Genomic DNA, 14,402 nt, shown 5'->3' with positions numbered 1-14,402 from the left:
GGTACCGACCGCGCTTTCGCCGGCCCCGACCCACCACCGCACCGACGGGAGCACAGCATGATCGGGACCCCCGAACCCTTCGACGACACTGCGGGGATGCCGCCCCTTCCAGGCTGTGCCGAGGACTCGGCCGGTGCCCTGAAGCAGATGTTCGTGGACCTGACCCAGGGCGTGCGAATGGCCCGCGGCCAGGATCCCGTCAAACGGCCGGTGTTCCTCAAGCCGCACGGCGTCGCCCGCGGCACGCTCGCGGTCGCCGACGACCTGCCGGCCGAGCTGCGCGTCGGGTTCCTGGAGGCCGCCCGTACCCAACCCGGCGGCCTGACCGCCTGGGTGCGGTTTTCCAGCGACACCGTGCCCGGCCTTCCCGACCTGAAGACCACCCTCGGCATCGGCATCAAGCTGTTCGGCGTGCCCGGCCCGAAACTGCTGGACGACTACACCGAGGCCGGCACCCAGGACCTACTGCTGCAGAACCACGACGTCTTCTTCGTCGACACCGCCCAGGACATGTGCGAGTTCACCAAGGCCGGTGTCATCGACGGCAGTTACGACAGGTATCTGGAAGCCCACCCGGTCACCCGCGAGATCCTCGACGCGATGGCCAAGGTGGAGCAGAGCGTGCTGACCGCCACCTACTGGGGCGTGCTCCCCTATGCCTTCGGAGCCGACCGTTTCGTCAAGTACAAGCTGGTGCCCGCCGATTGCCAACCCGGCGACCCGGCCGCGACGCCGCCCGACGAGAACCCCGGTTACCTCGGCGCCGACCTGGTCCACCGGCTCGCGGCAGGTCCGGCGGCCTTCGACCTGATGCTCCAGTTCCGCACCGACGACGAGAGAATGCCTCTGGACATGGCGACCGTGCGCTGGGAGGAGTCCGAGAGCGCCCCCGTAAAGGTGGCCCGGCTGACCCTCCAACAGCAGGACGTCACCGTCCGCGGCCAGGCCACGTACGGCGAGAACCTCTCCCTCAACCCGTGGCACAGTCTCGCGGAGCACCGCCCGATCGGCAGCATCGGCGAGGTGCGCAAGACGGTCTACCTCGCGTCGGCCGAACAACGCCGCGACGTGAACGGCGTCCCGACGGCCGAGCCCGGCCCGGCCCGCCCGCAGATCACCCCGCCGGCGGCCCGCGACACCCGGATCGTCCGGGCCGCCGTGCACCCGGCCATCGGCGTGGCCCGGGTCGGCGACAGCATGATGGACGACTTCGTCCTCGCCCCCGAGGTCGACGAGCCGGCCCCGCTGCCTGCCGGGAGCTACAAGGACGTCACCGGCGCTCTGAAGCGCCAGGCCGTCCGGTTCCGGGTCTACGGCTACAACGCCGCCGGCGAGCCGGTCGCCGAACTGACCGCCGACAACGCCGACCTGCGCTGGACCGTGCACGTCGCCAACTCGAAGGCGGCCTGGTACCAGTTCCAGATCGCCTTCGACATCCCGGAGGCGGGCCAGGCCGACCCCAGCAACCTGCGCAATCCCAAGATCCCGGCCGACCAGCGCGGTCTCCTGACCATCGACCCGGGTCCCCGGTCAGTACGCGGTCGCAACCGCTCCGGCCGACCCGAATACCGTTTCGACACCGGCACGTTCATGGAGAAGCCGGTCTACCTCGGGGAGCTGCGCACCGACGACAGCGGCCGGCTGATCTTCCTCGGCGGCCACGGTCTCTCGGCCTCGGCGACCGGCACCCCCGCCGACACCTTCGCCAACAACGACGGCTGGCACGACGACGTCTCCGACGGCCCGGTCACCGCCGAGGTGAGCATCGACGGACGGCCGATCCCGGTCGAACCGGCCTGGGTGGTGACCGCGCCGCCCAACTACGCGCCCGAACTCGTCTCGGTGCGCACGATGTACGACCTGGTGCGCGGGGCCTTCTTCAGCGCCGGACTGCTCGACGAACCACCGAAGGTCTCGTTCACCCGCGACGTGCTGCCGGTACTGCGCCGGCTGTCCGGCCTGCAGTGGGTCAACAAGGGCCTGGCCACCCAGTTCGGCTTCGGCGGCCGCGAGGACCTCCTCGATCCTGCCCGGATCGCCGAGCTGGCGGACCCCTCGCCGGTCCACCGAGAGCTCCGCCGGCAGATCTGGCTCTCCGTCCGCAACTACGACCGCGACGGCGTGTCACCCGTGCCCTGGCCCGCGGTCTACGGCGACGCAATGAACCTGCCGCCCCAGTCCGTGCGCCAGCACATGACGCTCTCCCCGTTGCAGTACCGCCTCCTGCAGCGCTGGGCCCGCGGGGACTTCGTCGACGACTACGATCCGAACGCCGAACCGCCTGCCGGCCTCGACGATGTCCCGTTCGCCGAACAGCCCGAGACCCTCGACCGGGCGGCCCTGTCGTTCTGCCTCGCCGACGCCTTCCACCCCGGCTGCGAGCTGACCTGGCCGATGCGCCACACCACCCTGTACAGCAGCCCGTTCCGGGTACGGCACCGCGACCCGCTGGCGCCTCCCCCGCCCTTCTACGGCCAGACGCTGACCCCGGAGACCGCACTCTCCCTCGATGGACCGCTGCACGCCCAGGGCCCGGGCGACCTGACCCGGTGGATGGCCGTGCCCTGGCAGACGGACACGGCGAGCTGCCGGTCCGGCTACGAGTACAGCGTCTCCCTCGGCCTCGGCCCGTACGACCCGTACCTGCCCACCTTCTGGCCGGCCAGGGTGCCCAACCACGTGCTCGCCGAGGAGGACTACGACGTCGTGGTCGACACCACCCGGCCGATCGCCGACCGGCTGGCCGCGTTCCAGAATCGGCGGACCTGGCTCCGCTGGCTGCCCAGCGACTACGTCGCCGCCATCAACGCGATGGTGCAGGACTTCGGCAAGCTCGGCGTGGTCGAGCGCCGGCCCGGTCCCACCGACGATCCCCGTCTCCCGGCGGAGCTCCTCGTGGAGTCCGAGGTGAGCTTCCCGCCCGAGCCCGCCCCGCCGGCCGGGCGCAACCTGGTCACCGTGCACGTGGACCGCGGCGCCGACCCGGTCCTGGGCGCGGCCGCCGTGGCCACCGCAGTCACCATGACGGACGCTCCCGACGAGGAGGTCTCGGCCGGGTTCATCGACAAGGTCAAGCGCTTCCGGTCGAGCCGGTGAGCCCTCGCCCACCGGCCCGCCCGCGCCCGTCCGAAACCGTCGACGCCGTGGTGGCAGGCGGCGGTCCGGCGGGCGCCGTGGCGGCGCTCGTCCTGGCCCGGGCCGGCCACCGCGTCCAACTCCTGGACGACGGCGACCAGACCCCGGCCACCGGTGGACCCGTGTTCAAGCCAGTGTTCAAGATCGGGGAGTTCCTACCGCCCGCCGCCCGGCCGCTGCTGGCCGACCTCGGGCTGCTGGACGGATTCCTGGCCGCTGGCCACCCCGTCTCCACCGGCACGTACGCCGCCTGGGGGTCGGCGAGGCTGTACGGCCGCAGCCACCTGTTCGACCCGTACGGGCACGGCTGGCACCTCGACCGGCTCCGCTTCGACGCCTTCCTGCGGGACGCGGCCGTCGCGGCCGGCGCCGAACTGCGGCGGGCCGCCGTACTGGACCGACTCGACGACCGCCTGATCGTCCGTGACCGGGCCACCCGCGCCGTGACGGAGCTGACCGCCCGCTGGACGGTCGACGCCACCGGCCGACGCTGCGTCGTCGGCCGCCGCCACAGCCACCGGCTGCGGCAGGACCGGCTCGTCGCCGCGTACGCCGTCTTCCCGGACCACCGCCAGTCGCAACCGGCGGACGTCGAAGCCCGCACCCTGGTGGAGGCGGCGCCGCACGGCTGGTGGTACACCACCCGGATCCCGGCCGGGCGGCTGGTCGCGCACCTGACCGACGCCGACCTCGCCGCCCCCTCCCTGCGCACCCCGCAGGGCTTCTGGCGCGCGCTCAGCCGCACAGTTCACGTTCGGCACCGCCTGGCCGGGCACAGTCCGACCGCAACTCCCGTGCCGCGCTGGGCACCCGCCCACGGCCTGCGACTCACCCCGGCGTCCGGGCCCGGCTGGGTGGCGGCCGGGGACGCCGCCCTCGCCTTCGACCCGCTCTCCTCGCAGGGCATCCTCACCGCGCTGCACACCGGAGCGCGCGCCGGACGGACCGTGGCCGACTGCCTCGCCGGCGCAGGGCGGACCAGCGCCGCGCTCGCCGACTACACAGCGTTCCTGGACGGGATCGCGGCCGCCTACCGACGCAACCATGCGCATACATACGACAAGGAGCAGCGCTGGCCTCTGAGCCCGTTCTGGCGCCGCCGCCGAACGGCGAACAGCCCCCGATCGACATAACCTGAAAGAGCCGGAACGCTCGTCCAAGGGGTCAGTCATGACTACTCAGACGCTCGCCGTACTGGATGCCGTGGAGGTCACCCAGGCCATTCAGGACCTCCAGCACAGCGTCACCCTGATCGCCGGCAAGATCACCGTGATCCGCGCCTACGTGAGCGGCGCGAGCGGTCCCACCACCGGCGTCACAGGCACCGCGACCCTGCTCCGGTCGCCCACCGATCCACCGATCACCGTTTCCTCGGCCAACACCATCTCCCTCGATCCGACCGCGCCCAAGGACGTGCCCACCCGTCGGGCCGACGCCGCTCTGAGCCTCAACTTCATCGTTCCGCCCGCACTGACGGCCGCGGGAGCACTCAACGTGAGCGCGATCTCCCTGACCGACACCCTGACCGGTGCCGCCGTCCCGATCAACGGCTCGGCCGGCGGCCCGTCCGTCTGGTTCAAGGACTCCCCGCCGCTGCGGGTGCGTGTCCTCGGACTGCGCTACACCATGGGCAACCCCCCAGTCACCTACACCCCGCGAGACACCGACTACAACTTCCTGGTCAGCTGGCTCAGGCGCGCCTACCCAGTGGCCGACGTCATCACGGCGCCACACGCCGTCATCGATGTCACAGCCACCCCACCCTTCCAATGCACCGACACCAACGCCCAGCTCGCCGCCATCCGCGCCCTCGATATCAGCTCCGGCGCCGACCGGCGCACCCACTACATCGGCCAGGTGGCCGACGGCGGGTTCTTCCTGCGCGGCTGTGCCTCCGGTGTGCCCGCCACTCCCGACCCCACCACCGTCGCCTCCTCGCCCTGCGGTGCGGCGACTTGGGGCTGGGACTTCGACGGCTCCTACGCCGACTGGTACGGCGGGCACGAGCTCGGCCACACCTTCGGCCGCAAGCACCCGGGATTCTGCGGTGAGTCGAAGGACGACCTGCAGAACTACCCGTTCCAGAACGGACAGCTCGCCGACACCCCCAACAGCTTCGTCGGGTTCGACGTCGGCGACCCCCAGCTCAATCTGCCGATGGCCGCCAGGCCGGGTGTGCAGTGGCACGATGTTATGACGTACTGCAACTACCAATGGCCGTGTAGCTACACGTACGAAGGCATCCGCCAGCGCCTGCTGGCTGAGGACACCCTCGCGGCCGGCGCGTCGGCGCCGCCCGAAGCCCAGGCGGCGGCTCCGGACCTGACTGCCGAGCGCGTACTGAGAGTCACCACGGTCGGGAGCGGCGGCCGCCCTGACGACCGGTTCCCGAAACTCTCGGTGACCACGGCGCCGCCACCTGTGCCCGCGCCCGGCGAAGCGGCGCAGGGCGCGGGACCCGACGCCGGACGACTCGTCAGCGTCGTCGGCACGGTCGACCTCACCCGCCGTGACGGCTCGATCCGCTTCGTCAACCCGGTGTCGGCGGCCGCCGAAACGCCGGCCCAGCCGGCCCCGGCCGCACGCCCGGACGGCACCGGACCCACCGCCGGCGGCCCGGACGGCGAGGTCCCGGTGGTTCTGCGCGTCCAGCAGGCCGGCGGTGCGCCACCGGTCGACTTCCCAGTCACCGTCAAGCTGACGTCGGACCCGGAGCAGGGACAGGAACGCACCGGCCTGGTCGACGCGGTCCTCCCGATGGGGGCCGACCCCACCTCGATCGAACTGCTCGTCGGCGGACAGGTCGTGGACACCTTCCGCCCCGGAGCCCCGCCTCCGGCCCTGCGCGGCGCCCGCCAGGCAACGGCGGGAGAAGGGCGATTCGGGCTCAACCTGGACTTCGGCCAGCCCCAGCAGGAAGGCCAGACCTTCGCCACCCAGGTCAGCACCGACGGCGGGCAGACCTGGCAGACTGTCGGGGTTGGCCTGAAGGACCCCATGATCTCGGTCGACCGCACCCAGTTCCCCCCGGGAACGCGGGTCGAGCTGAGGGTCATCTCGACCAATGGATTCGCCAGTACGACGTCGGACATCGAGAGCTTCCAAGTGAGCTGAGACACCAGACGCGAACGAAGCGGCCGTTGACCATCAGGTTGGCGGCCGCCTATTTCGCGGCCGAGACGAATCGGTGCGCTGTTGGACTTGTCAGGCCGTGGGGTGCCGTGGGTGAGCAGCCAGCGGTGGAGGGCTGCGGCGGGGCGGAGGGTGGGCAGGTTGTTCTGCTCGGCAGTAGCGGCTGCCCCGCACCAAATTCCTGACAGGAACACCAAGTCCACTTGCGACGCCGACTCGGACGGGTGTGCAATTACGCGAACAGACATTCACCGATGTCCCGGCAACGGGACATGCCGGGACCACGCGCGCCATTGCCCAGTCGCGCTTTCCATGCTGCCCGCAGCGGATCGGAAAGGCATCTTCGGTGTACCGCTGAAAGGAAGTTTCCGAATGTTCGTTCCAGAGCAGTACCGACAGCCCGACAACTCCTGGATGGTGGACCTTATCCGCCGGAATCCGCTGGCCCTGCTGGCGACTAACGGCAGTCCACAGAACGGACCGTTCGCCACCCATCTGCCCGTTATTCCGGACCCGGCCATGACCGGAGAGTGGGCCGAATACCTTTCCGGAGCCACCCTGCTCGGCCACATGAACCGGCAGAACCCGCACTGGACGTCGCTCCAGGCAGGGCAGACCGTGCTACTCGCCTTCACCGGGCCGCACGGCTACGTCTCCCCGACCGTGTACAAGAAGAGCCCTGCGGCTCCGACCTGGAACTTCACCTCGGTGCACGTGCACGGGACCGTGGAGAAGATCGAATCGATCGAGGACACCCTTGAGGTGGTCAAGGCCACCGTGCAGGCCTTCGAGGCCGGGCTGGGGACCGGCTGGAACATGACCGACTCCCTCGGCTACTTCCGGCAGATCGTTCCCGGCGTCGGCGCCTTCCGAGTGACCGTCACCGGCGCGGAGGGGATGTTCAAGCTGAGCCAGGAGCAGGCGCCCGAGGTGCGGGAGCGGGTCCAGCAGTCCTTCGCCCAGCGCGCCTGCGGGGGGCACCGGGAGACCGCCGAGCTTATGAGCAGGCTCCCCTGACCGCAGGACCGGCTCCGGAGCCGCCCGCGTGCAGGATGGCTCCGGAGCCGGCCGCCGGTGCCCCTCTCGGGCCCCGGCGGGATGTCAGGCGCTGATGGCCGTCACCCCGTCCATGTCGTCCAGGGCTAGCTCCGCCGCGTTGTCGAGCGTCACCAGCACCCACTTCTCGAAGTCCACACCCGAGTGCTCGGCGGCCCGGTGCCACCAATTGATCCGGCTGCCGGGCAGCGTCAGCTGCCGGACCATGTCCAGCTGGGACCGCTCGGGGGCGGTCACCGAATTGGCCGCCCTGATGGAGTTGCGCAGCTGCTTGGTGCTCCAGCCCTTCTGCTCGGCGCGGTCGAGCCACATCTCCTGCTTCTCGATCGGGAGCGAGGCAACCTCCGCGTGGTGCTGGAAGGTCAGGCTGTCCCGTCGGCGCTGGAAGTCGAACCGGCGGGACACCCAGGCATAGTTGCGCAGCGTCTGGTACTTCAGGCCGGCCGTGCGGATGCCCAGCTGGTACCGGTCGGAATAGTGGTCCTTGCCGAAGACGAGCCAGTCACCCAACCACCAGGAGGACGAGTCCACGACGCCCGCGAGTTGGCCGCCCGCGCGCTGCCAGGCGTCGAAGCTGAGGTCGGACGGCATCTGCAGGCCGACCCGGGTGGTGAGCACCTCACCGCGCCGGCTGTCCGCACCGACCCTCCAGCGGCCATGCACCGGGACAGTGGTTCCAGCCAGCTCGGTGGCCGTTTCGGCACCAGAACCGGTCATTGCATTCATCAGCATGCCTCCGCGTTGAGAAGAAATGGACAGACGAAGAGGAGCCGCGAGGGCTGCGGCCGAACCGGCAGCCGTGCGAATCGGCAATCCATCCCGACAATCCGGGCCCATGGCTGCACGACGGTCACTGGACCGACGAGGATCCGGGCTTTCCGAACTGCCGGCTGGTGCCGCGATGCCAACAGAAATCCACTGAGTTCCCCCAAACAACATGTCCGATACCGGCGAGACGCGCGCAGCCCGGTCGCCGTGGACCAGCACCGATTTTCCGTGCCCGACCCGGCTGAGACGCGAACGGTACGAGTGAAACGCGTTCGTGATTTAGGCGGCAAGCCGGGAGTCGACACCCGGCGCGACTTACCCAGGTCGACCACCCAAGGCAGTCGACCGAGCACCGTTTGTGAGCCGACCGTGCCCGGCCGGTCAGGCCCGCCGCGCGCGCACAAGCGGCAGCGGGTGTCGCGGCTCTCCTGCCACAACACCCGCTCCGATGTCCCACGCGACCTCACCAGTGCCCTCACAGCGGCATGTTGCCCCGTTCGCCGCGCGAGAGGTCGCGCTTGTTCCGGAGGTTCCGCAGCGCCCGCGCCACATGGCTGCGCGTGGCCGAGGGCTGGATGACGGCGTCGATGTAGCCGCGGTCCGACGCCACGTACGGATTGCAGAGCTTGTCCTCGTACTCGCGCCGGAGCGTCGCCCGCAGCTCCTCGACATCGCCACCGGCCGCCTGGACCTCCGCCAGGCGCCTGCGGTGGACGATGTTCGTCGCCCCCTCCGCACCCATCACCGCGATCTCAGCGTTCGGCCAGGCGAGGTTGATGTCCGCCCCCAGGTGCTTCGACCCCAGGACGTCGTAACCGGCGCCGTACGCCTTGCGTGTGATCACGGTGACCAGCGGAACAGTCGCCTCCGCGTAGGCGTAGATCAGCTTCGCGCCCCGCCGGATGATCCCGGTCCACTCCTGCTCGGTGCCGGGCAGGAAGCCCGGGACGTCCACGAAGGTGACGACCGGGATGTTGAAGGCGTTGCAGGTGCGGACGAACCGTGCAGCCTTCTCCGACGCGTTGATGTCCAGGCAGCCGGCCAGATGCAACGGCTGGCTGGCGACGATGCCCACGCTTGCGCCTTCGATCCGGCTGAACCCGACGATGATGTTCGGGGCGAACGCCTCCTGGACCTCGACCAACCCGATCTCGTCCACCACCTCCGCGATCACGTCGCGCATGTCGTACGGCTGCGACGGCGAGTCCGGGATGATCTCGTCCAGCTTCCGCCGACGCTCGACCTCGGAGTCGACGGCATCATCGCCCAGTGCGTCTCCCGGCCAGGACCGCGGCAGCGAGAGGTTGTTGTCCGGAAGGAACGAGAGCAGGTCCTTGGCGAAGAGGATGGCCTCCTCCTCGTCCGCCGCCAGGTAGTGCACATTGCCGGACCGGGCGCTGTGGGTGTGGCCGCCACCCAGCTCCTCCAGACTGATGTCCTCGCCGGTGACCGCCTTCACCACGTCGGGGCCGGTGATGAACATGTGCGATGTCCGGTCGACCATCACAACGAAATCGGTGAGCGCCGGGGAATAAGCGGCCCCACCGGCGCAATATCCCATGATCAGAGACAGCTGGGGCACCACCCCGGACGCCTTGACATTGCGCCGGAATATCTCGGCATACAGCGCCTGGGAGACCACCCCCTCCTGGATGCGGGCCCCCGCGCCGTCATTGATCCCGATGATCGGCTGGCCGGTCTTGAGCGCCAGGTCCATGATTTTGAGGATCCGGCGCGCATGAACCTCGCCGAGCGATCCCCCCATGAACGTGACGTCCTGGCTGAACACGCAGACCGGCCGGCCGTCGACACTGCCGTACCCGGTGACCACGCCGTCGCCGTAGCTCTCCACGATCTCGCCGGCAGCAGCAGCCGGACGACTCAGCGCGTCCAGCTCCACGAACGACCCCGGATCCAGCAGCAGGTCGATTCGCTCCCGGGCGGTCAGCTTCCCCTTGGAGTGCTGCCTTTCCGCGGCCCGGTCCGCCTGCGCGGCGACAACTCCTTGACGCCTCTGAAGCTCCTTGACAGCGTTTTCCCGTTCACGCACGGCCATAAGCCACCTCAGTTTTTAGAGAGGATGCCCACAAGCCGGGGAGACCCCCGACGGGAACTCCTGGTCCCGACTCCGAAAATCTGGCAATCAACTGCCCCGACAGGACGCCGAAGCCCATGCAGATCGTCAACGTAGATTCACGCGAAGAACTCCGTCAAGGTTTCGGGAATCCGGAAATCGACCCGGCCGCCGGGCAGCCGGTGACGCATTGATGTCCGGGTGACAGGACATCCGGACATCCGGTGACGTCACCCTGCGGCATCGATGGCGTCATCGATGCTTGCAGTGACGTCATCGACGACGCTACGGTGACGTCATGGACCTCACGCCGCACGTCACGAACCTGAGCAGAGCGCTCGCCGTCGCCGGCACGGCCGGTGGCGAGGAGGCGGAAGCCTTCCTGGAACGCTTCGCCGTACCGCTGGAATCGGCGATCCGGCTCACCTTCCTGGAGGTGGTCTCGGAAGCCGCCGAGGAGATCAGCGCAGGTCTGCAGACCGGCTCGGTGGACGTCCGCCTCCGCGGCAGCAACCCCGGTTTCGTCGTGACGATGGCACCGCAGGCCGAGGAGACGCCGGAGTCGATCGGCGAACCCGCCTCGCCGCCCGGCTTCGAGGAAGGCCCGCTGTCCCGGATCACCGTGCGGATGCCGGAACGCCTCAAGGTGCAGGTGGACGAGTCCGCCGCCGAGGAGGGCCTGTCGGCCAACGCGTGGCTCGTCCGCTCCGCCGCCACCGCCGTGCAGGCCGCCGAACGGCGGCGCCGCTCCGCGAGCCGCCGCCTGGGCGGCGACCAGAAGTTCCAGGGCTGGACCAGCTAGACCCGCGCAAGCGCTGAGGACGAACCGGTCCACCGCACCACCCGTCACACCAACCACCAATCGCCAATCGCCAGAAGGGCCATGTCATGCCGATCTTCGAGACTCCCACCGCCATCTCCGCCTCGCTCGAATTCGTCGTCGCCGACGTGGAGATCACGGCCGGCCAGCGGTCCGACACAGTCGTCGCGGTGCGCCCGAGCAACGACAGCGAGGCCAGCGCGAAGGCCGCGGAGCAGACCACCGTCGAATACGCCAACGGCAAGCTGCTGATCCGCGGACCCAAGCAGCGGCGCGGGCTGTTCGGCTGGAGCAACCGCAACGCCCAGGAGGAGAAGGACTCTGCGGTCCACGTGTCGATCGAACTGCCGGAAGGCTCCGACGTGCGCGGTGAGATCGCCCTGGGCTACCTTTCGAGCTGGGGTCGCCTCGGCGATTTCAGCCTCAAGTCCGCCTGCGGGAACGTCGATCTGGAGGAGACGGCAGCGCTGCGGGTGGAGGCCGCGCTCGGCGACGTGACGGTCAACCGGGTCGTGGGCAACGCCGACATCACCGCGACGCATGGCGACTTGAAGATTGACACCATCCAGGGCTCGGCGACCATCAAAAACCTCAGCGGGACGACCGACCTGGGTGATGTCGCCGGCGATCTGCGGTTGAATGCGATGAATGGGAATGTCTCCATCGGGCGTACCCGTGGCAGCGTTGAGGTCAGGAACACCAACGGCGACATCCGCGTCAGCGAGGTGACCCGGGGCAAGGTCGCGCTGGAGACCACCCGCGGCTCGGTCGGCGTCGGAGTCCGCGCGGGCACCTCGGCGCACCTCGACGCTCGCACGCTCATCGGCAGTCTGAACAACGCGCTGGGCGAGGCGAACGCGCCCACGAACTCCGACGGGGCCATCGAGCTGCGCGCCCGCACCATCTACGGCGACGTCGACATCCGCCGCGTCTGACCATCAGTCACATTCGTCACCCCGAAATCACGAAAGGAAGGGGCGTGACCAATCCCCCCACGGCCATCGCCGTCACCGGGCTGCGCAAGTCCTACGGCGACAAGATGGTCCTCAACGGCATCGACCTGAACGTTCCGGCAGGCACGATCTTCTCGCTGCTCGGCCCCAACGGCGCCGGCAAGACCACCACGGTGGAGATCCTCTCGACGCTGATCGCCGCCGACGGCGGTCAGGCCTTAGTGGCCGGCCACGACGTCAAGCGGAACCCCGGAGCCGTGCGTGCCGCGATCAGTGTCACCGGCCAGTTCTCCGCGGTGGACAATCTCCTCACCGGCCGCGAGAACCTGATCATGATGGCCGACCTGCACCACCTCGGCCGGAAGGAGGGGCGCCGACGGGCCGACCAACTGCTGGAGCAGTTCGACCTGGTGGACGCATCCCGCAGTCGGGCGCTGACCTACTCCGGCGGCATGCGCCGCCGACTGGACCTCGCCATGACGCTGGTCGGCAGGCCGAGCGTCATCTTCCTCGACGAGCCGACCACCGGTCTCGACCCCCGCAGCCGGCACGCCATGTGGCAGGTGATCCGCCGCCTGGTCGAGGACGGCGTCACCATCTTCCTCACCACGCAGTACCTGGAAGAGGCCGACCAACTGGCGGACCGCATCGCCGTCCTGGACCAGGGCAAGCTGGTCGCCGAAGGCACCGCCGCCGAGCTCAAGCGGCGCGTCCCGGGCAGCTACATCCGCCTCCAGTTCGACGATGAGTTCCACCTGCGCGCCGCGACCGAGACGCTCGGTGAAGTCTCCCGCGACGGCGGTTCGCTGGCCCTGCGGCTTCCGAGCGACGGCAGCGTCCACTCCCTGCGACACCTGCTCGAACAGCTCGACGCGGCCGCCATCGACGTGACCGAACTGACGGTCCACACGCCCGACCTGGACGATGTCTTCCTCGCCCTCACCAGCCCCTCCAGCGGATCGAAGGAGACCGTCCGATGAGTAGCGCCCTCCCCTACGCCATCAGCGACACCATGACCATGCTGCGCCGCAGCCTGCGGCACGGCGTCCGGTACCCGGTGATGCTCGTGTCGGGCCTGGCCACGCCGATCATCCTGCTCCTGCTGTTCGTCTACATCCTCGGCGGCGCGCTGGGCAGCGGCGTGGGCGGCGCTTCGGTCGGCCGCGCCGGCTACCTCAACTACATCGCGCCCTCCATGGCGCTCCTGACGGTGTGTTACGGCGGCGGGAGCACCGCTGTGACGGTCAGCGTCGACCTGACGGAGGGCATCGTCCGGCGCTTCCGTACGATGCCCATCTCCCGCGCGGCGGTGCTCACCGGGCACGTGCTGGGCGGCTTCATCCGCACGATGGCGACCGTGGTGCTGGTCCTCGCCGTGGCGCTGCTGATGGGCTTTCGCCCCACTGCCACCCCGATCGAGTGGCTCGCGGCGATCGGCCTCCTGGCACTGCTCAGCCTCGCCATCACCTGGCTCACCATCGCCTTCGGTTCGGCCGCCAAGAGCCCGGGTGGCGCCAACACCGCGGCGCTGCCGCTGCAGATCTTGCCGCTGGTCAGCAGCGCCTTCGTTCCGACCGGCTCGATGCCGGTGGGCATCCGCTGGTTCGCCGAGTACCAGCCCTTCACCCCGGTGATCGACACGCTGCGGGGGCTGCTGATGGGCAGTGAGATCGGCAACAGCGCCTACTTGGCGCTCGGTTGGCTCATCGCCATCACCCTGGTCGGCTTCGTCTGGGCCACCATGGCGTTCCACGCCCGGGGACACCACTGACCACCGGAGCTGCGGCGGGCGGGGACACCTGACTGAGGAACCGCTCACCAGGGGATGCGGGTGCCCGCCAGACTGGCGTGGAGTGCGCTCAGGAAGGCGAAGACGGCAAGGAACGGCAGGGTGACCTCGGCTCCCAGACTGGCCGAGAACCAGAGCCGGCCAGGCCGCCAAGTCTTCGGTGTGCTGCTGTCAGTGGCGGGTGGTCATCGAGATCCGGGCGAGGACCGCGGTCGCCTGCGCCGGGTTGGCGCGGAGCCAGGCGGCCAGGTGCTCTCGGACAGCGTCGGCGACGCAGGCGCGGACGGGCCCGTTGCCCAGTCGGTCGCGGGTGGCCCCCTCGAACTCGGGGCGATCGAGCTTCACGGACACGACCGCCGTCAGGCCCGCGCCGAGCTGGGTGGGGGTGAAGTCGGGGTCGGACGGGGTGAGCAGCTGTTGCTCCCGGGCGTAGGCGGTGACCGCGGCCGCCAGGCCGTCGCGGAAGCCGAGCTCATGCGTGCCGCCGCCGGTGGTCGGCCGGCTGTTGGCATAGCTTGCGACCCGTTCCTCGTGGGAGTCGCACCAGCGGAGAGCCACCTCGATGGTTCCCTCTATTTCGGGCTCTCCTGCCGCATGTGTGGGTGCGCTGATCTGCGGCTGGACGTGAAACACGCCGTCCTCTGTGATCCTTGAGGTGTCGAGACTCAAGTTGGA

The 14,402-nt window shown here is 69.6% G+C and carries 11 protein-coding genes; 8 read left to right on the top strand and 3 right to left on the bottom strand.

Going from position 1 to position 14,402, the window contains the following annotated elements; genetic code table 11:
- Positions 1-57 precede the first annotated feature (57 nt).
- The 4 genes from ACIG5E_RS34525 (at position 58) to ACIG5E_RS34510 (ending at position 7,284) form a co-directional block, all read left to right on the top strand.
- A complete protein-coding gene (locus tag ACIG5E_RS34525; protein WP_396540357.1) occupies positions 58-3,096 on the top strand; it encodes a LodA/GoxA family CTQ-dependent oxidase in 3,039 nt (1,012 codons plus the stop codon).
- The gene (locus ACIG5E_RS34520) at positions 3,093-4,268 is read left to right on the top strand and encodes a tryptophan 7-halogenase (protein ID WP_396540355.1); all 1,176 of its coding nucleotides are present in this window, start codon (positions 3,093-3,095) and stop codon (positions 4,266-4,268) included. The genes ACIG5E_RS34525 and ACIG5E_RS34520 overlap by 4 nt, the downstream gene beginning before the upstream one ends.
- A gap of 37 nt (positions 4,269-4,305) precedes the next feature.
- A complete protein-coding gene (locus tag ACIG5E_RS34515; RefSeq protein ID WP_396540353.1) occupies positions 4,306-6,249 on the top strand; it encodes a hypothetical protein in 1,944 nt (647 codons plus the stop codon).
- 390 nt (positions 6,250-6,639) lie between these two features.
- Complete coding sequence (locus ACIG5E_RS34510) at positions 6,640-7,284, top strand: FMN-binding negative transcriptional regulator (protein ID WP_396540351.1); 645 nt, start codon at positions 6,640-6,642, stop codon at positions 7,282-7,284.
- A gap of 84 nt (positions 7,285-7,368) precedes the next feature.
- Here the strand turns inward: ACIG5E_RS34510 and ACIG5E_RS34505 are convergent, their stop codons facing one another.
- Positions 7,369-8,040 carry an LmbU family transcriptional regulator gene (locus tag ACIG5E_RS34505; protein WP_396540349.1) on the bottom strand — a complete coding sequence of 224 codons (672 nt, stop codon included), beginning with the start codon at positions 8,038-8,040 and terminating at the stop codon, positions 7,369-7,371.
- Between the two features lie 526 nt (positions 8,041-8,566).
- A complete protein-coding gene (locus ACIG5E_RS34500; RefSeq protein WP_396540347.1) occupies positions 8,567-10,147 on the bottom strand; it encodes an acyl-CoA carboxylase subunit beta in 1,581 nt (526 codons plus the stop codon).
- Positions 10,148-10,463: 316 nt separating this feature from the next.
- Here ACIG5E_RS34500 and ACIG5E_RS34495 point away from each other — a divergent pair, with 316 nt between their 5' ends.
- The 4 genes from ACIG5E_RS34495 to ACIG5E_RS34480 all read left to right on the top strand — a co-directional run bounded on the left by ACIG5E_RS34495 (position 10,464) and on the right by ACIG5E_RS34480 (position 13,709).
- Positions 10,464-10,967: a hypothetical protein gene (locus tag ACIG5E_RS34495; RefSeq protein WP_396540345.1), complete on the top strand. Its 504-nt coding sequence runs from the start codon at positions 10,464-10,466 to the stop codon at positions 10,965-10,967.
- Positions 10,968-11,053: 86 nt separating this feature from the next.
- A complete protein-coding gene (locus ACIG5E_RS34490) occupies positions 11,054-11,920 on the top strand; it encodes a DUF4097 family beta strand repeat-containing protein (RefSeq protein ID WP_396540343.1) in 867 nt (288 codons plus the stop codon).
- Positions 11,921-11,964: 44 nt separating this feature from the next.
- Positions 11,965-12,918 (top strand): ATP-binding cassette domain-containing protein, encoded by a 954-nt coding sequence (locus tag ACIG5E_RS34485; RefSeq protein WP_396540341.1) that lies wholly within the window; start codon positions 11,965-11,967, stop codon positions 12,916-12,918.
- Entirely contained in the window at positions 12,915-13,709 is a 795-nt protein-coding gene (locus tag ACIG5E_RS34480) for an ABC transporter permease (RefSeq protein WP_396540338.1), read from the top strand. Before ACIG5E_RS34485 ends, ACIG5E_RS34480 begins: the two co-directional genes overlap by 4 nt.
- Positions 13,710-13,898: 189 nt before the next feature.
- On the opposite strand, the gene ACIG5E_RS34475 is transcribed toward ACIG5E_RS34480, so the two are convergent.
- Complete coding sequence (locus ACIG5E_RS34475; protein ID WP_396540420.1) at positions 13,899-14,360, bottom strand: hypothetical protein; 462 nt, start codon at positions 14,358-14,360, stop codon at positions 13,899-13,901.
- Positions 14,361-14,402 lie beyond the last annotated feature (42 nt).

This window comes from Kitasatospora sp. NPDC053057, assembly GCF_044546945.1.
Classification (GTDB): domain Bacteria; phylum Actinomycetota; class Actinomycetes; order Streptomycetales; family Streptomycetaceae; genus Kitasatospora.
This window is presented reverse-complemented; position numbering and strand designations above follow the sequence as displayed.